The 17,852-nt window shown below is 63.6% G+C and carries 13 protein-coding genes; 5 read left to right on the top strand and 8 right to left on the bottom strand.

The window, feature by feature from the left end; all coding sequences use genetic code 11:
- Nucleotides 1–88: 88 nt before the first annotated feature.
- Together ACX80Q_RS11190 and ACX80Q_RS11185 are read right to left on the bottom strand one after the other, a co-directional pair.
- A complete protein-coding gene (locus ACX80Q_RS11190) occupies nt 89–1,486 on the bottom strand; it encodes a class II 3-deoxy-7-phosphoheptulonate synthase (protein ID WP_459330608.1) in 1,398 nt (465 codons plus the stop codon).
- Nucleotides 1,487–1,585: 99 nt separating this feature from the next.
- Nucleotides 1,586–2,467: a lysophospholipid acyltransferase family protein gene (locus ACX80Q_RS11185; RefSeq protein ID WP_459330607.1), complete on the bottom strand. Its 882-nt coding sequence runs from the start codon at nt 2,465–2,467 to the stop codon at nt 1,586–1,588.
- 179 nt (nt 2,468–2,646) lie between these two features.
- On the opposite strand from ACX80Q_RS11185, the gene ACX80Q_RS11180 reads away from it, so the two are divergent.
- Both ACX80Q_RS11180 and ACX80Q_RS11175 read left to right on the top strand, forming a co-directional pair.
- Entirely contained in the window at nt 2,647–3,390 is a 744-nt protein-coding gene (locus tag ACX80Q_RS11180) for an alpha/beta hydrolase (protein ID WP_459330606.1), read from the top strand.
- Nucleotides 3,380–3,928 carry a hypothetical protein gene (locus tag ACX80Q_RS11175; RefSeq protein WP_459330605.1) on the top strand — a complete coding sequence of 183 codons (549 nt, stop codon included), beginning with the start codon at nt 3,380–3,382 and terminating at the stop codon, nt 3,926–3,928. The genes ACX80Q_RS11180 and ACX80Q_RS11175 overlap by 11 nt, the downstream gene beginning before the upstream one ends.
- Before the next feature lie 12 nt (nt 3,929–3,940).
- Here ACX80Q_RS11175 and ACX80Q_RS11170 read toward each other — a convergent pair whose 3' ends face one another.
- Nucleotides 3,941–4,981, bottom strand: a complete 1,041-nt coding sequence (locus ACX80Q_RS11170) for an ROK family glucokinase (protein ID WP_459330604.1) — start codon at nt 4,979–4,981, stop codon at nt 3,941–3,943.
- A gap of 163 nt (nt 4,982–5,144) precedes the next feature.
- Here ACX80Q_RS11170 and ACX80Q_RS11165 point away from each other — a divergent pair, with 163 nt between their 5' ends.
- Complete coding sequence (locus ACX80Q_RS11165; RefSeq protein ID WP_459330603.1) at nt 5,145–6,959, top strand: AMP-dependent synthetase/ligase; 1,815 nt, start codon at nt 5,145–5,147, stop codon at nt 6,957–6,959.
- 88 nt (nt 6,960–7,047) lie between these two features.
- Here ACX80Q_RS11165 and ACX80Q_RS11160 read toward each other — a convergent pair whose 3' ends face one another.
- Entirely contained in the window at nt 7,048–10,443 is a 3,396-nt protein-coding gene (locus ACX80Q_RS11160; protein WP_459330602.1) for a pyruvate carboxylase, read from the bottom strand.
- A 322-nt stretch (nt 10,444–10,765) separates the two neighbouring features.
- A complete protein-coding gene (gene gcvP / locus ACX80Q_RS11155) occupies nt 10,766–13,612 on the bottom strand; it encodes an aminomethyl-transferring glycine dehydrogenase (protein ID WP_459330601.1) in 2,847 nt (948 codons plus the stop codon).
- A gap of 153 nt (nt 13,613–13,765) precedes the next feature.
- Between gcvP and ACX80Q_RS11150 the strand changes: the two genes are divergently transcribed.
- Both ACX80Q_RS11150 and ACX80Q_RS11145 read left to right on the top strand, forming a co-directional pair.
- Complete coding sequence (locus ACX80Q_RS11150; protein ID WP_459330600.1) at nt 13,766–14,602, top strand: ParA family protein; 837 nt, start codon at nt 13,766–13,768, stop codon at nt 14,600–14,602.
- 142 nt (nt 14,603–14,744) lie between these two features.
- The gene (locus ACX80Q_RS11145; protein ID WP_459330599.1) at nt 14,745–15,683 is read left to right on the top strand and encodes a hypothetical protein; all 939 of its coding nucleotides are present in this window, start codon (nt 14,745–14,747) and stop codon (nt 15,681–15,683) included.
- Between the two features lie 71 nt (nt 15,684–15,754).
- Here ACX80Q_RS11145 and ACX80Q_RS11140 read toward each other — a convergent pair whose 3' ends face one another.
- The 3 genes from ACX80Q_RS11140 to ftsR form a co-directional block, all read right to left on the bottom strand.
- The gene (locus tag ACX80Q_RS11140) at nt 15,755–16,348 is read right to left on the bottom strand and encodes a MerR family transcriptional regulator (protein WP_459330598.1); all 594 of its coding nucleotides are present in this window, start codon (nt 16,346–16,348) and stop codon (nt 15,755–15,757) included.
- Nucleotides 16,349–16,612: 264 nt separating this feature from the next.
- Nucleotides 16,613–17,119, bottom strand: a complete 507-nt coding sequence (locus ACX80Q_RS11135; RefSeq protein WP_459330597.1) for a bifunctional nuclease family protein — start codon at nt 17,117–17,119, stop codon at nt 16,613–16,615.
- On the bottom strand, nt 17,116–17,841 hold the full coding sequence (ftsR, locus tag ACX80Q_RS11130) for a transcriptional regulator FtsR (RefSeq protein WP_459330636.1): 726 nt from the start codon (nt 17,839–17,841) through the stop codon (nt 17,116–17,118). Before ftsR ends, ACX80Q_RS11135 begins: the two co-directional genes overlap by 4 nt.
- Nucleotides 17,842–17,852: the final 11 nt, after the last annotated feature.

Below are 17,852 nucleotides of genomic sequence, written 5' to 3'. Positions count from 1 at the left end.
CCCACCCTGAGTTCTGCGCATATGTTCTGTTGAAACACCACGGCCCCCACCCCTTGCACAAGGGATGGGGGCCGGCGTCATGCAGGTGTTACTTGGACTTGCCCAGTGCTTCCGCGACCAGGAATGCCATTTCAAGTGACTGCTTGTGGTTCAGGCGGGGATCACAGACTGACTCGTAGCCGGTCAGGAATGCTTCCTGGTCAACGGGATCGGCGCCACCGAGGCACTCGGCCACGTCGTCGCCGGTCATCTCCACGTGCAGGCCGCCGGGGAAGGTGCCCTGTGCCTGGTGGACTTCAAAGAAGCCGCGGACCTCATCGATGACGTCATCGAAGTTGCGGGTCTTGTAGCCGTTGGGCGAGGTGACGGTGTTGCCGTGCATGGGGTCGGTGACCCACAGGACCTGGGCCCCGGAGGCGGTGACCTTCTCCACGAGGTTCGGCAGCTTCTCGCGAATGTTGTTCGCACCCATGCGCGTGATGAACGTCAGGCGTCCGGGCTCGCGGTTCGGGTCAAGCTTTTCAATGAGGCGCAAGGCATCGTCCGGGGACGTGGTGGGGCCAAGCTTCACACCGATCGGGTTGCGGACCCGGGACAGGAATTCAACGTGCGCCTGGTCCAGATCGCGGGTGCGCTCACCAATCCACAGGAAGTGTGCTGAGGTGTCGTAGGGCAGGCCGGTCCGTGAATCGATGCGGGTCAGCGCACGCTCGTAGTCCAGCAGCAGGGCCTCGTGGCTGGCAAAGAACTCGACGGTCTTGAGCGCTTCAAAGTCGGCACCGCAGGAGGCCATGAACTTGATGGCGTTGTCGATGTCCTTGGCGAGCTGCTCATAGCGGCTGTGGGCCGGGTTGGAGGTGAAGCCCTTGTTCCACTCGTGCACGCTGCGCAGATCGGCAAAGCCGCCCTGCGTGAACGCACGGATCAGGTTCAAGGTGGAAGCCGAGGTGTGGTAAGCCTTGAGCATGCGGGCGGGATCGTGCTGGCGGGACTCCGGAGTGAAGTCGTAGCCGTTCACAATGTCGCCGCGGTATGCCGGCAGGGTTACGCCGTCGCGCGTTTCATCATTGGAGGAACGCGGCTTGGCGAACTGGCCGGCCATGCGGCCCATCTTGATGACAGGCAGTTGGGCGCCGTAAGTGAGCACCACAGCCATCTGCAGGATGGTCTTGACGCGGGCGCTGATCTTGTCCGCCGTGGCAGCTTCGAAGGTCTCGGCGCAGTCGCCGCCCTGCAGCAGGAACGCCTTACCCTGGGCGGCCTGGGCCAGCCGGGAGCGCAGCACGTCCACTTCGCCGGCAAACACCAGCGGAGGCAGGACTGAGAGTTCCTTGACCGTTGGCTCAAAGGCCGGGGATTCGGACCAGGTGGGCTGCTGGGCGATGGGCAGCTCACGCCACGCATCCAGGCCCGGATAAACGGCAGCACCGGGGACGGAAATTCCGGCGGCGGGTGCTTGTGTCGTGGGAGAAGTTAGTTCAGTCACGCCTTAAGCCTAGCCCCCCAAGAGGCCGCCTAGAAACCAGTCCAGGTCCTGAGATGGCGGCAGCCACAATCACTGCCCACTGCGGGCGTTCCGTGCCCGCTATTTGGCGGTTTCTTGTGGGCCTTCCGGTGCAGTATCTGCAGGTTCCGGCGGGTTCTTCTTGGCGCCGATGACTGTGACGGTGCCGGGAAGTACCGTGGGATTCGGTTCCAGCCGCACGGCATCGGCCGCATTCTTGGCATCGACAGTGGCGGCAGTGCCGTCCTTGCCGGGGGCCGTCTTGGTGTTCTTCTCGGCCTTTTCGGCGGCCAGCTTCTCCTTGACGGTGGTGGCGTAGGAGTCAACGTATTCCTGGCCGGAGAGCCGCATGAGCTCATACATGATCTCATCCGTGACGGAACGCTGGACGAACCTGTCGTCGGCCATGCCCTGGTACCGGCTGAAGTCCATGGGTTCGCCAAAGATCACGCCCAGACGCCGGATCGTGGGGATCCGCCGGCCGATGGGCTGGACCTTGTCGGTGCCGATCATGGCCACCGGGATCACCGGGACATTGGCCGTCAGCACCAGCTTGGCCACCCCCACCTTGCCGCGGTACAGCCGGCCATCGGGGCTGCGGGTGCCCTCCGGGTAGATGCCCAACAGGCCACCATCCTTGAGTACCTGCACGCCCGTGTCCAGGGAACTCGCGGACGCGGCGCCACCCGAGCGGTCCATGGGCAGCTGGTTGGTGAGCTTGAAGAAGGCCGCCGTGAGCCGGCCCTTGATGCCCTTGCCGGTGAAGTAGTCGCTCTTAGCCAGAAAAACCACCGGCCGCGGCACCATCAAGGGCATGAAAATCGAATCGGAGAAGGACAAATGGTTGCTGGCCAGCACTGCCGGACCTTCGGCAGGCAGGTTGTCCAGACCCTTCGTCCAGGGACGGAACAGCACCTTCAGGACCGGGCCCAGAAAAATCTTCTTCAATACCCAATAGATCACTGTGGTGTTCCTCCTCTGGTGCTCCCGGCGCCAGGGCGGCCGGGTTCAGTGCGGTACCCCCGCCATGGACGTACCAACAGTAGTCTAGTGACAGCGACACCAATTAGTGCACAGCCCAGCCGTGCCACATCAAGCAATCTGTCCGGTCCAACACACCGGACAGGAAAGGGGCCATCATCATGGCGCAATCGTTCCGTTCGGAGGGGCACGGGGATTTAGCCCGTGTTGGCGTTGCTGTTTGCCACGGGTTCACCGGGGCGCCTGTCAGCATGCAGGGATGGAGCGACTACCTGGCCCAGGAGGGCTTCGCCGTGAACATGCCCTTGCTGGCGGGCCACGGCACCACCTGGCAGGAGCTGTCCAAGACTCCCTGGGAACATTGGTACAGGGACTTCGAGGCTTCCTATTTGGAACTGGCAGCCCGCTGCGACACCGTCTTTGTTGCCGGCATGTCCATGGGCGGGGCGCTGGCCTTGCGGGTGGCTGCGCTGCACCCCGTGGCAGGGGTGGCCGTGGTGAATCCGGGCCTGACCTTCAGCGACCCACGGGCCAAATACTCAGGGCTGCTCAAGTGGCTGCTCAAGAGCGTGCCCGCCATTGGCGACGACATCAAAAAACCTGGGATCACCGAGGGTGCCTACACCCGCACCCCCGTTGCGGCCGTGCACCAACTCTCACAACTCTTTGCGGACACCATCACCAGGTTGCCGCAGGTTACGGCGCCCACCCTGGTATTTCGGTCCAGCGTGGACCATGTGGTGCCCGATTCCAGCATTTCCGTGTTGCAGGAACACCTCACAAACGCCGAGCTGCAGTTGGTGACGTTGGAAAACAGTTACCATGTAGCCACCATGGACAACGATGCTCCATTGATCTTTTCCCAGTCAGTTGATTTCTTCCGGAGGAACATTCATGCACTCTGACCCCGGTGCGGGCACGCCGCATCCAGGCGGCACAGACGACGAGGTGTGGCGCGATCTCGTGGCCCGGTTGAAAGAACCCGAGGACTCCTTCCTGGACGCACCTGCGGCGCCAACACCGCCCCAGGGCGCAGGACCCGCCGTGGACCCGCCCAACACCTTGGGCGTCACCGACTTTGACCCGCTGGGCGTGTGGCAGAACCAGGAGGCGCCCGCACCCATGGAGCCCCCGCGGGCTGACTACGGTGCGGGCACCGCCGCGTCACCAGGTCCCCGCGACTACGTTGCCGAGGACGATGACGAGGGTTTTGTGCCAGCGGAACTGCCCAGCCTTGCCAATTCCGAGCCTGCCCTCATGCTTTCCTGGATTGGCGCGGCGGGCGGGCCCATCTTCCTGGTCATTGCAGCCATTTTCTGGCGTCAAATCCCCATGATGCTGGTCATTGCCGTGATTGCTGGCTTCCTGGCCGGGACCGGCTACCTGCTGTACCGGCTGCCCAACCACCGCGACCACGACAGCGGTGACGGCGCCGTCGTCTAATGGGGCTGCGGGCTACTTCCCGTGCGCCCTGACCCGGGACATGTCGGCTGCGCCGATCAATCCGGCGGCAGGCCCCAGCTGGGCAACCGTGATGAGGGCTTCTTTTCTGTAGCCCCTGCCGGTGAGGTTCCGTCCGTAGGCGCGGCGGGCAGGCTCCAACAACAGCTCACCGGCGGTGCTCAGGCCGCCCCCAATGATGAAGAGCGCCGGGTCCAAGGCGGCGGCCAGGTTGGCGATGCCCAAGCCAAGCCAGTCCCCCACCTCGGCCACCAGTTCCTTGGCCGTGGCTTCTCCCTGCAAGGCCAGCTCCGTGACAACCGTGCCGGTGATGTCCTTGCCGCGCCCGTTGACAGCGCCCAACAATCCGGCAGCCATGGGTGAATGCTTCTTGGCCAGTTCCCGCCCTTCGCGGCCCAGTGCGTTGCCGGAGGCGTACTGTTCCCAGCAGCCCCGGTTGCCGCACTCGCAGCGGTGGCCGCCGGGCATGATGATTTGATGGCCGAACTCGCCTGCCATGCCGAAGCTGCCGCGTTCCACCCGCCCGTCCATAACCAGGGCCCCACCTATGCCGGTTCCCAGGGTCAGCATGATCAGCCTGTTCTGGCCGCGGCCGGCACCGAAACGCCATTCGGCCCAGCCAGCGGCATCGGCGTCGTTGGTGACCAGGACCGGCCGCCCCAGCATGGCCTCCAGGGTGTGGCGCAGGGGCTCCTCGCGCCACGCCAGGTGCGGGCTGAAAACCACAGTTGACCCGTCCATGTCCATCCACCCCGCGGCCCCGATGCCGATGGACTCCACGTGATACTTTGCATCGAGTTCGTTGACTAGGTCAACAATGACCGCCTCAACGGCACGGGCGTCGCGCCCGGGCGTATCCCGCCGCAATTGAGCCAGGATGGCGCCACTGCCATCCACTACTCCCGCGGCAACTTTGGTACCCCCAATGTCGATGCCCAAGGCCAGCCCATCGCGGCGGGAATTGCTGCCGGGCGGGGCGGCGATGAGGTCGGGACTCGGCGCGGGAACACCGGAATCGGCAGGCGGCAATTGCATGGGCCCAGTCTAGCCAGCAGGGCGAATCAATTCAGCCAAATTGAAAGTGTGAGCTGGACAACATAAAGTTACTCACGGGTAACATATTTGTCCCGACAGATGACCCTCTGGCCGGATAGAGTAAAGCAACACCAACGCAGGCCCACATATCAAAGGAGCTATTGTGCAAGAGATTTCCGTTCCGGCCAAGGTAATCAGCCCGCCCACCATGAACGTCACTGATTTTGTACTCCGGCAGGCGAAGTTGGCCAGCAACCCGCCGCTTTTCTCCCGTCGCAATGAAGACAATGTGTGGGTCGACGTTTCCGCCAAGGAATTCCACGCGGACGTCAGCGCCATAGCCAAGGGCATGATTGCCGCCGGCATCAACGTGGGCGACCGGGTGGGCATCATGGCCCGCACCCGCTACGAATGGTCACTGGTGGACTTTGCCATCTGGTTTGCCGGCGCCGTGTCCGTGCCGATCTATGAAACCTCCTCCCCCTCACAGGTGGCGTGGAACTTGGGCGATTCGAACGCCGTCGCCGTCTTCGCCGAATCCGGCACGCATGAAAACATCATCCGTCAGGCAGCTCACAACGAGGGTCTGGACGCCCTGGCTCACGTGTGGCAGCTGGAGGGTGACGGCCTGGACGGCCTGCGCGAGGGTGGCAAGGGAGTTTCCGATGAGACCCTCGAGGCCGCACGCACCGCCAATGGGCTGGCTGATGTGGCCACCATCATTTACACCTCCGGCACCACGGGACGCCCCAAGGGTTGCATGTTGATGCACTCAAACTTTGTGGAGCTCAGCGAGAATGCCTTGGCCGTTTTGGGGGCGAGCGTGGTGCCGCCCGGTTCACAAACCATCATGTTCCTGCCGCTAGCCCACGTTTTTGCCCGCTACATTTCTGTGCTGGCAGTCGCAGGCGGCGCCAAGGTTGGCCACACTCCTGACATCAAGCACCTGCTCGAAGACCTCCAGAGCTTCAAGCCGACCTTCATCTTGGCGGTGCCTCGCGTTTTTGAAAAGGTGTACAACTCAGCCACACTCAAGGCCGAGAGCGAGGGCAAGGGCAAAATCTTTGCCGCTGCCACCAAGACGGCCATTGAGTTCTCCCGTGCGTCGCAAAATGGCAAGGTGGGCTTGGGGCTCAAGCTCAAGCACCTGCTGTTTGACAAGCTGGTATACGTCAAACTGCGCAACGCCATGGGCGGCAACGTCCGCCACGCAGTCTCCGGCGGTGGGCCGCTGGGCGAACGGCTTGGCCACTTCTTCCAGGGTATTGGGTTGCAGATTCTTGAGGGCTACGGCCTCACGGAAACCACTGCCCCCATCACTGTCAACCGCCCCGAGCACATCCGCATCGGCACGGTGGGTGCTCCCCTGCCCGGCAACGCCGTGAAGATCGCTGACGACGGCGAGATCCTCGCCAAGGGTGTTTGCGTCATGAAGGGGTACTTTGGCCGTGATGACCTCACGGCGGAAACCTTTGTTGACGGCTGGTTCCGCACGGGAGACATCGGCGAGTTGGATGATGAAGGCTTCCTGAAAATCACCGGACGCAAAAAGGAAATCATTGTCACCTCCAGCGGCAAGAACGTGGTTCCGGCCCTTCTGGAGGACCAGATCCGCGCCGATGCCATCGTTTCGCAGTGCGTGGTCATTGGCGATCAGCGTCCGTTCATCGCCGCCATTGTCACGATTGACGAGGAAGCCCTGCCACAGTGGGGCAAGGCGCACGGTCTCACCGCTGGGATCAGCGTTGCCGCGGCCGCCAAGGACCCCATTGTGATCGCCGCCGTGCAGGGCGCCGTGTCGCGGGCCAACAGCACAGTGTCCGCCGCCGAGGCCATCAAGCAGTTCCGGATCGTTGACACTGACTTCACCGAAACGTCGGGTCACCTGACCCCGTCCATGAAGGTCAAGCGCGCCCAGGTGTTGAAGGACTTTGACACAGTGGTGGATGAGATCTACCTGAGCAAGAAGCCCGTCTAACCCCCCACCCACCAACTGACCCGCAGAAAACGCCGAAAATACACGGTTTTACCGTGATTTTCGGCGTTTTCTGCGGGTCAGTTTCGTTTTAGGAGATGACTGCGAGCAGGTCCCCGCCCTGGACCTGGGCGATCTCCCCGACAGCCAGGCGGGTCACAGTGCCGCCCACCGGCGTCGTGATGGAGGCTTCCATCTTCATGGCCTCGATGGTGGCAATGGTGGCGCCCGCATCAACCACGTCACCCACGTCAACCTTCAAGCTCACGGCACCGGCGAAGGGCGCGGCAACCTGGCCCGCAACAGACTCGTCGGCCTTCTCGGCAGCCTTGACGGTACTTTCAATGCTCCGGTCACGGACGGTGATGGGGCGGCTTTGGCCGTTGAGCTTGCACATGACGGTGCGCATGCCCTTTTCATCGGCCTCGGAAATGGTTTCCAGCTCGGCGATCAGGCGCACGCCCTTGCCCAGGGCCATGACGTGTTCCACCCCGCGGCGCAGGCCGTAAAGGTAGTCGCGGGTGTCCAGCACGGACACATCACCGTACGTTTTGCGCACGGCCTGGAAATCCTTGGTGGGCCCGGCAAAGAGCAGGCGGTTCAGGGCTGCCCGGCGGGTTTCACTGTCCCCGGCCAATTCGGCGCTGTCCTGCCCGCTCAGGGTGCCCATGCGCTCAACGATGGTGCGCCCCTGAAGCGCCTTGCTGCGGAACGGCTCCGGCCAGCCGCCGGGAGGGGTGCCCAGTTCACCACCCAGGAAGCCCACCACGGAATCGGGGATGTCGTAGTTTTGCGGGTTTGCCTCGAAGTCGGCAGGGTCGGCCTTGATGCCCACCAGGTGCAGGGCCAGATCCCCCACTACCTTGGACGACGGCGTGACCTTGACCAGGTGCCCCAGGATCCTGTCGGCTGCCGTGTACATGTCTTCGATTTCCTCGAAGCGCTCCCCCAGGCCCAGGGCGATGGCCTGCTGGCGCAGGTTGGAGAGCTGGCCGCCCGGAATTTCGTGCAGGTACACACGTCCCGTGGGTGCGGCCAGGCCTGACTCGAAAGGTGCGTACAGGCGTCGCACGGCTTCCCAGTACGGTTCCAGCGAGCTGATCGCGGCCAGGTCGATCCCAGTGTCGCGTTCGGTGTGGGCCAGCGCGGCCACGAGTGCCGAGGCAGAGGGCTGGCTGGTGGTGCCAGCCAACGACGCCGAGGCGACGTCAACGGCGTCGACCCCTGCATTGATGGCTGCCATCAGCGTGGCCAGTTGCCCGCCCGCGGTGTCATGGGTGTGCAGGTGGACGGGCAGCTCGAAGCGTTCGCGCAGGGCCGTGACCAGCTTGGCGGCCGCGGCCGGGCGCAGCACCCCTGCCATGTCCTTGATGGCCAGGATGTGTGCGCCGGCATCGACAATGCGCTGCGCCAGCTCCAGGTAGTAGTCAAGGGTGTAGATGGTTTCGGCCGGATCCAGCAGATCGCCCGTGTAGCACAGGGCAACCTCGGCGACGGCGGTGCCCGTGGCGCGCACGGCCTTGATGGCAGGTTCCATCTGGTCCACGTCGTTGAGGGCGTCGAAGATGCGGAAAATGTCGATGCCACTCGCCGCAGCCTCGGTCACGAAGGCGTCGGTGACTTCTGCCGGGTAGGGCGTGTAGCCAACAGTGTTGCGGCCGCGCAAGAGCATCTGCAAACAGACATTGGGCAAGGCCTCGCGCAGTTGGGCCAGGCGCTCCCACGGGTCCTCGCCGAGGAAGCGGAGGGCCACGTCGTAGGTGGCGCCACCCCACGCCTCAACGGAGAGCAGCTGGGGTGTCAGGACCGAAACTGCCGGGCCGGCAGCCAGTAGGTCCCGGGTGCGCACGCGGGTGGCCAGCAGGGACTGGTGGGCGTCGCGGAAGGTGGTGTCGGTGACGGCCACGGCCGTTTGTGCGCGCAGGGCTGCGGCGAAGCCTTCCGGGCCCAGCTCGGCGAGCAGTTGCCGCGAACCGGCAGGAGCCTGGGCCACATCAACCTCGGGCAGCTTGCGGGCCGGATCCTCCAGCACCGTCAGCTCACCGTGGGGCTTGTTGACGCTGACGTCGGCCAACCACGTCAGCAGCTTGGTGCCGCGGTCCGAGGAGACATGCGAGTTCAGCAGTTCCGGGCGCTCATCGATGAAGGATGTTGCCACGTCGCCTGCGTTGAAGGCGGGGTCTTCCAGGACCGCTTGCAGGAAGGAAATGTTGGTGGAGACGCCCCGGATGCGGAATTCCGCCAGGGCGCGGCGGGCACGGGCCACGGCTGCGGGGTAGTCGCGCCCACGGCAGGTGAGCTTGACCAGCATGGAGTCAAAGTGGGGGCTGATCTCTGCGCCGGCGTAGATGGTGCCGCCGTCGAGCCTGATGCCCGCACCACCGGCCGAGCGGTAGGTGGTGATCTTTCCGACGTCGGGCCGGAAGCCGTTGGCGGGGTCCTCGGTGGTGATGCGGCATTGGAGGGCGGCACCCTTGACGTGGATGTTTTCCTGGCTCAGGCCAAGATCGGCCAGGGTCTCCCCGGCGGCGATGCGCAGCTGGGCCTGGACCAGGTCGACGTCGGTGATCTCCTCGGTGACAGTGTGCTCCACCTGGATGCGCGGGTTCATTTCAATGAAGACGTGCTGACCGGCCCGCTCACCCACGGTGTCCACGAGGAATTCCACGGTGCCGGCGTTGACGTAGCCCATGGCCTTGGCAAACTTCACGGCGTCGCTGTGCAGGGCCTTGCGGATGTTCTCATCAAGGTTCGGTGCCGGCGCGATTTCAATGACCTTTTGGTGGCGGCGCTGCAGTGAGCAGTCACGCTCAAAGAGGTGGACCACGTTGCCTTCGCCGTCGGCCAGGATCTGGACCTCAATGTGGCGCGGGCGCAGCACCGCCTGCTCTAGGAACATGGTGGCGTCACCGAAGGCGGAGTCAGCTTCACGCATGGCAGCCTTCAAGGCCTCTTCAAGGTCTTCGGCCTTGTCCACGCGGCGCATGCCACGCCCGCCACCGCCGGCCACGGCCTTGGCAAAGATGGGGAAACCAATGTCCGCCGCCGATGCCAGCAGCTCCTCCAGATTATCGCTGGGGGCGCTGGATTTCAGAACAGGTATGCCCGCCGCCTTGGCGGCGTTCAGGGCGTGGACCTTGTTGCCGGTCAGTTCAAGCACCTCGGCCGGTGGGCCAACAAACGTGATCCCGGCTTCCTTGGCAGCAGCTGCAAGTTCGGGGTTCTCAGACAAGAAGCCGTAGCCGGGGTAGATGGCGTCGGCGCCGGCTTCCTTGGCAACGCGGATGACCTCTGCCACGTCCAGGTAGGCCCGTACGGGGTGGCCCTCTTCACCGATCAGGTAGGCCTCATCAGCTTTCTGACGGTGGATGGATGCCCTGTCCTCGTAGGGGAAGACAGCAACAGTCTTGGCGCCGAGCTCGTAGCTGGCCCGGAAGGCACGGATGGCGATTTCGCCGCGATTGGCAACCAGAATCTTCGAAAACATCTCACTCCTGTGTGAACGATGGTGTGGTGGCACGCACAAGCCATAAGTGGAGTGCACGGTTCACCTTCGAGAGCACGGTGTTCGGTGCCTTGTGAGACCCAAAACCGTGCCGCCTTGTAAATAACTAATGTTGTGCTGCGACACAAAGTGGTGTCAGTCTCACCCCGCCGCCCAGCAGGCACCAAATCGTGTGGCGCAGCTCACGGCCGGTCCCGTAACAAACAGTACCGCCCGACGCCGAAACCGAATACGTTGGGCCACTGACTCCGAGGGACCCAACTTTTGGGTCGCTTGCGACCCAAAAGTTGGGAGGAGTCAGGGACTAGAAGACTTCCGCCAGTTCCTCAATGGACGGGCAGGAGCACACCAGGTGCCTGTCACCGTACGCCTGGTCGATCCGGCGCACAATGGGCCAGTACTTGGCCCGCGGGTCCACGCCGGCCGGGAAGACGGCCTCTTCACGGCTGTAGGGATGCTCCCACTCCTGCGCGATGCTTTGGGCCGTGTGCGGGGCGTTGACCAACGGATTGTCCTCGGCCGGCCACAACCCGTCCTGGACAGCTGCAATTTCCTTGCGGATGGAGATCATGGCGTTGATGAACCGGTCAATCTCGCCCAGGTCCTCGGATTCGGTGGGTTCCACCATCAAGGTGCCGGCCACCGGGAAGGACATGGTGGGTGCGTGGAAGCCGTAGTCAATAAGGCGCTTGGCCACATCGTCAACCGTGACACCGGAGTCCGCCGTGATGCCGCGCAGGTCCAGGATGCACTCGTGCGCCACCAAATCGTGGGCGCCTGTGTACAGCACCGGGTAGTGGTCGCGCAGGCGGCGTGCAATGTAGTTGGCGGACAGGATCGCCGTCTGGGTGGCCAGGCGCAGTCCGTCCGGGCCCATCATGCGAATGTAGGCCCAGGAGATGGGCAGGATCGACGCCGAACCGTACGGTGCGCTGGACACCAGGCCCACGGAGGAGTCAAGGCCCAGTTCCCGGGCAGGCAGGTGCTTGGCCAGGTGTGCACCCACGGCCACGGGGCCCACGCCGGGTCCGCCGCCGCCGTGCGGGATGCAGAACGTCTTGTGCAGGTTCAGGTGGGAAACGTCGGCACCAAACCTGCCCGGCTGGGCCAAGCCAACCAGAGCGTTAAGGTTGGCGCCGTCAACGTAAACCTGGCCTCCGGCGTCGTGAATCATGGCGCAGATGGTGCTGATCTCGGTCTCAAACACGCCATGGGTTGAGGGGTAGGTGACCATGATGGCCGCCAGGCGGTGCTCGTGCGTGGCGATCTGGCGTTTGAGGTCGTCGATGTCGATGTTGCCGAAACCGTCGGTGGCCACGGCAACAACCTTGAGCCCGGCCATGACGGCGGAGGCTGCGTTGGTGCCATGGGCGGAGGTGGGGATCAGGACAATGTCGCGATCGGGATTGCCGTTTTCCACGTGGTAGGCGCGAATGGCCATGAGGCCGGCAAACTCACCCTGCGAGCCGGCGTTGGGCTGCACGGAGACGGCGTCGTAGCCGGTGATCTCGGCCAGCCACGACTCCAGCTGCGTGGCCATTTCCACAATGCCCACGGTGTCGGCGGCAGGTGCAAAGGGATGCAGATTGGAGAACTCGGGCCAGGTGACAGCGGCCATCTCGGCCGTGGCGTTGAGCTTCATGGTGCACGAACCCAGCGGGATCATGCCACGGTCCAGCGCATAATCCGCGTCCGAGAGCTTGCGCAGGTAGCGCAGCATCTGCGTTTCGGAGTTGTGCGCGTGGAACACGGGGTTGGCCATGTAGTCCGTGGCCCGGGCGGGCGTTGGCAGCACGACGCCGGCCCCAACGTTGTCGGATTCCGGCGTCTCAGCGCCGAGCAAGGCCGCCAACGCAGCAACATCGGCTTCCGTTGTGGTCTCGTCCACGGCGACCTGGAGGTGGTCGTGGTCCACCTGGCGCAGCAGGTAGCCGGCGCGGTGGGCGGCGGCAACCAGCTCGGCCGCCGCGTGGCCGCTGTGCGAGGTGACCTTGATCTTGACTGTGTCAAAGAAGTTGGCGTGGACCACAGTGTGGCCGGCAGCTGTTGCTGCTTCAGCTACTGCCTGGGCCCGGACATGGACGCGGGTGGCAATCTTCCGCAGCCCCTCGGGGCCGTGGTAGACGGCGTACATGCCCGCCATGACTGCCAGCAAAACCTGTGCCGTACAAATGTTGGAGGTGGCCTTCTCGCGGCGGATGTGCTGCTCGCGGGTCTGCAGCGCCAGACGGTAGGCCTGGTTCCCGGCAGCGTCCTTGGACACGCCCACCAGACGGCCCGGCAGGGACCGCTCAAGACCCTGGCGCACAGCCATGTAGCCAGCGTGCGGGCCACCGAAGCCCATGGGAACGCCGAAGCGCTGGGAGGACCCAACGGCCAGGTCGGCACCCAAAGCACCCGGGGATTCCAGCAGGGTGAGCGCCAGCAGGTCGGCGGCAACGGCCACCACGGCCTTGCGAGCCTTGGCTGCGGCAATGATCGGGGCAATCTCGCGGACCCGGCCGGAATCGCCCGGGTATTGCAGGAGCACGCCAAAGAACTCAACGTCAGGGAGTCCGGCGTCGAAGTCGTGGACCAGCAGCGGCAGGCCCATGGCCTTGGCGCGGGTGGACACCACGGCAAGGGTCTGCGGAAAAACGTCGGCATCAATCAACAGAACGGCACTGTCCGGGGCGCTCCGATTGGTGCGGCGCATCAGGGCCACAGCCTCGGCGGCGGCGGTTCCCTCATCCAGCATGGAGGCGTTGGCCGTGACCATGCCGGACAAATCCGACACAACAGTTTGGAAATTCAGCAGGGCTTCCAGACGGCCCTGGGAGATTTCCGGCTGGTACGGGGTGTAGGCCGTGTACCAGGCGGGGCTTTCCAGCACGTTGCGCTGAATCACACCCGGGGTGTGGGTGCCGTAGTAGCCCTGGCCAATGAAGGACTTGTTAACAGTGTTTTTGCCCGCCAGGGCCCGCAATTCCGCGAGCATGGCTTCCTCGGAGACGGCGGCCTGGAGCTTCATGGGCTCCGTGGTGTAAATGGATTTTGGCAGCGCGGCCTCCGAAAGCTCCTCTAAAGAGCCAAATTCAAGAGTGCTCAACATATGATGAATGTGGGGCTGCGCAGTAACCCCAATATGTCGATCACTAAACACGGCCGACACAAGGTTGTTTGTGTTCTGGTGCCCGGGCAAATTTTCAGCGGTATTTGTCAATGGGTTCTCCAAGTCGCGAACGTTCCACAGCTATTGTATGTGGCAGGGCTATTCGCAGCAGCACATGTTTGAGTAAGCAACGCAAAGGGTAATGGTTCAGCCGTGCAAGTAGTGAGTATCAGCAGCCTCAAAGGTGGGGTCGGCAAGACCTCTGTCACGCTTGGCCTGGCGTCCGCGGCCTTGGCTGCCGGGATCCCCACCCTGGTGATTGACCTTGACCCGCACGCCGACGCCACCACCGGCCTGGGCGTTGCGGCGCGCGGCCAGTTGGATATCGGCCAGCTCATCAAGACCTCCCGCAAGGCGGATCTGGGCGCCAATGTGGTTCCCAGCGGGTGGCTTGCCGCCCACAAGCACGACGGCGTGGCCACCCCCACGCTCGACGTCGCCATGGGATCGGCCTACAGCGGGATCTACGACCGCCCCGATTTGGGCAAACGCGATCTCCGCCGCCTCGCCACGGTGCTGGCGAATGCCGACCGTGACGGCACAGCCCCCTACCAGTTGGTGCTCATCGACTGCCCGCCGTCACTGAACGGCCTGACCCGGATGGCCTGGACGGCCAGCAGCCGCGTGCTCCTGGTGGCCGAGCCTGGTCTGTTCTCTGTGGCTGGCACGCAGCGCACCTTGCGCGCCATTGAACTGTTCCGCACGGAATTTGCCCCGGCCCTGGTTCCGGCCGGCATTGTGGCGAACCGTGTCCGCACCGGCTCCAACGAGCATGCCTACCGCTTGGCGGAGATGAAGACCATGTTCGGCGAGCTGCTGCTCTCCCCCACCATTCCCGAGCAGGCCAACTGGCAGCAGATCCAGGGCGCGGCTCACCCGGTGCACCAATGGCCCGGCGACTCCGCCAAGAACGCCTCAGCACTGTTCGACCGCCTGCTGGACTCGGTGCTGAACCAAAGCGCCACCAGAAGCCGCCTGTACCGCGGCTAACCCTCACAACTGACCCGCAGAAAACGCCGAAAATCACGTCCAAACCCGCGATTTTCGGCGTTTTCTGCGGGTCAGTTGGTGAGCGGGCGCAAAACTGTGGATAACCTCAGCGGCAGCCTCAGAATTTTGCCATGCTGGAAGCATGTTCCATCCAGAATCGTTTCCTCCCGAGTTGCTCGCAGGGCCGTTCAGCATACGACTGGCCAATGATCATGGCATTGGCCCCGGCAAGCTCAAACACGCGGCCGTGCTCAGGCTCAGCCGCGGCATCAAGGCCATCAACACCCAGGACGCTCCCCTGGCGCTACTCACCGCACCCTACACGCAGGTAACCGGATACTCCGCGGCATCCCACGCCACGGCCTTCACCATTTGGGAGTTCCCGGGTTTCCTTCCCGGCAGTGACGAGAACGTGATCCACATTTCCCGGCAGGCACCCCACGATGAACCCCGGCGCGTCGGCATCCATGGCCACACTACGAAGTTCCGAGATGACGAAGTCCTGTGCATCGACGGCCTGTGGATCACCAGCCGGGCCCGCACCTGGCTGGACTGTTCACGGCGCATGTCGGTGGAGGAGCTGGTGGTTGTGGCGGACCATCTCATCCGCATCCCCCGCCCCGAGTTCGAAGACCGGAGTGAACCCTACGCAACCCTGCCGGAACTCGCACAAATGCTGCATCGCCACAAAGGGACTCCCGGAATACAGAAGGCACGGCAAGCCTTGGAACTTGCCCGTATTGGCTCGGATTCTGCGCCCGAAACCCGGCTGCGATTGGCTCTTGCCGACGCGGGTTTGCCGGAGCCGCTGATCAACGTACCCGTGGCTCTGGCCAATGGAAAGTCACGCACACCCGACGCACAGTTCCCCGAATATTGTGTTGCCGTGGAGTACGACGGCGGCTCCCACAATGAGTCCGAGCAGGTGGGTCGCGACATCCGGCGACAAGAGGACTTCCAAGAGGCTGGCTGGATTGAAGTGCGCATCGGCAAGGATCACATGCGTGACGGTGCCAAGGCGGCCGTCCGCAAAGTCCGTGACGCGCTCTACAGCCGTGGTTGGCGGCCCAAAAAGATCTGACCCGCAGAAAACGGCGAAAATCACGGTAAAACCGTGTATTTTCGGCGTTTTCTGCGGGTCAGTTGGAAAAGTTAGGAGATTTTGCGGCTCGCGCGGCGCTTGCTGAGCTCGTCGTCGGCGTAGCCCTGGACGGCTGCATGCTCGCTGGGGAGCGCAGCCAGGGTACCCTCAACCTCGCGCCACACACGGCCCACGGCAATGCCGAACACGCCCTGGCCGCCCTGAACCAGGTCAATGACCTCGTCGGCCGAGGTGCACTCGTACACTGATGCGCCGTCACTCATCAGCGTGATTTGGGCCAAGTCCTCCACGCCGCGCTCCCGCAGGTGCTCAACGGCTGTGCGAATCTGCTGCAGGGAAACACCCGTGTCCAACAGGCGCTTGACCACCTTGAGGACCAGAATGTCGCGGAACCCGTAAAGGCGCTGGGACCCTGAACCGGCGGCGCCGCGCACGGCGGGTTCTACCAGGCCGGTGCGGGCCCAGTAGTCCAACTGCCGGTAGGTGATCCCGGCAGCCTTGCACGCAGTGGGGCCGCGGTAGCCGGCATCTTCGTCAAGAACAGGAAGATCCTCGGTGAAGAGCAAGCCCTGGGCACCGGCCCTTGTAGCGGGGGCGGGGACAACGCTTGCCGCCAGTTCGCCGGCGTCGCTCGTGGGACTCACGTTGATCCTCCTGGTTGCACTCCCCGAATGGATGGGCTGCCAGCGTTCGGTACAGCACAAAGCACCCGGAATCCGACTTTCACAGTCTCTAATCTTCCAGTGTGCCCGGGCCAGCCTCGGCTTGCAATGGGGAACTCTATACTTTGACGTTAGAACGCTGCGGGAGCAAGGTCAAAGACGTTTGCACAACAATTTTGCCGTGTCGAAAGTTTCATCCTCAGCTTTAAGGTTAGAGATTCCACAAAATCCCCTAGAACACAAGGGCTATTGGCCGAAATCCTCGGGCTCCACGTCATTGAGGAATTCGCGGAACTGACGAAGCTCACGTTCCTTGGCCTCGTCGTCGTTCACCTCGGACTCGGTCCCGTCCTCGTCATGATCGCCAATGACGACGCCGGCCTCCTCCACCAGGCTCTCCACAGCCCAGATGGCGCACTGGGCCCGTTGGGCAATGGCTATGGCATCCGAGGCGCGTGAACTCACAGTGGTGCCGTCGTCAAACAGCAACTCGGCGTAAAAGACGCCGTCTTCAACTTTTGTCAGATTGACCCGGACAATGCTGTGGCCCAGGGCCAGGACAACACCACACAGCAGATCATGGGTCAGGGGCCGCGGTGGCACCACGCCTTGTTCGGCCATGGCTATGGCCGTGGCCTCGGCAGCACCAATCCAGATGGGAATGTGACGGTCACCCAGAAGCTCGCGCAGCAGCACCAGAGGCTGGTTAGAGGGCATCTCGATCCGCACCCCCACAATGGTTAACTCAATCACGGCGCTTCCATGTCCGCGATGCGGGCATGGACCAGGGCGCTGTGCAGACCCAGGCACAACTCTGCTATCTCGCGTGCGGCTTCCGCGGCACGCACAGCAGAGGTGCTGTCCCTGCGTGAGGACAAGGGCGCCACAGCGCGCTCCACCAGGCCAAACTCCCTGTCCGCCGCCGCTTGGAAGGGACGCAGATGCCGCGGTTCCAGGCCGTGCGCGGCCAGCGCTGTGCAGGCCTGGGCCACTTTGAGGGCGTGGTCGTCGAAGGTTCCCCTGTGTGATTCCACCAGTCCGTAGCTGAGCATTGTCTCGAACAGCTGCTCGCTGGCACCGGATTCGCGGCGCAGCTCTTCCGGGGTGAACCGGCGCGACCTGCCCTTGAGTTCACGGGCCATGTCGTCGGAAACCATGCGCGGCGCCACGGAGACGCCGGGGGGAAGATTTTGCGGCGTGAGGCCGGCGTCAAGGTCATCGAGATAGTCGCGGATGACTTTCAGCGGCAGGTAGTGGTCGCGTTGGAGGCCCAGCACAAACCGCAGGCGTTCGACGTCGGACTCCCGGAACTGCCGGTACCCTGCAGGGGTTCGCTGCGGGCTGATCAAGCCCTTTTCCTCGTAAAATCGGATCTTTGATGCCGTCACAGTGGGGAAGTCCGTGGTCAGCAGCGCCAGGACCTCACCAATGTTCAAGACGGCGGCAGCACCGTTCCGCCGATTGGTGGATTGCACATCCACCAATC

The sequence above is a fragment of the Arthrobacter sp. HLT1-20 genome, from assembly GCF_054510895.1.
This window is presented reverse-complemented; position numbering and strand designations above follow the sequence as displayed.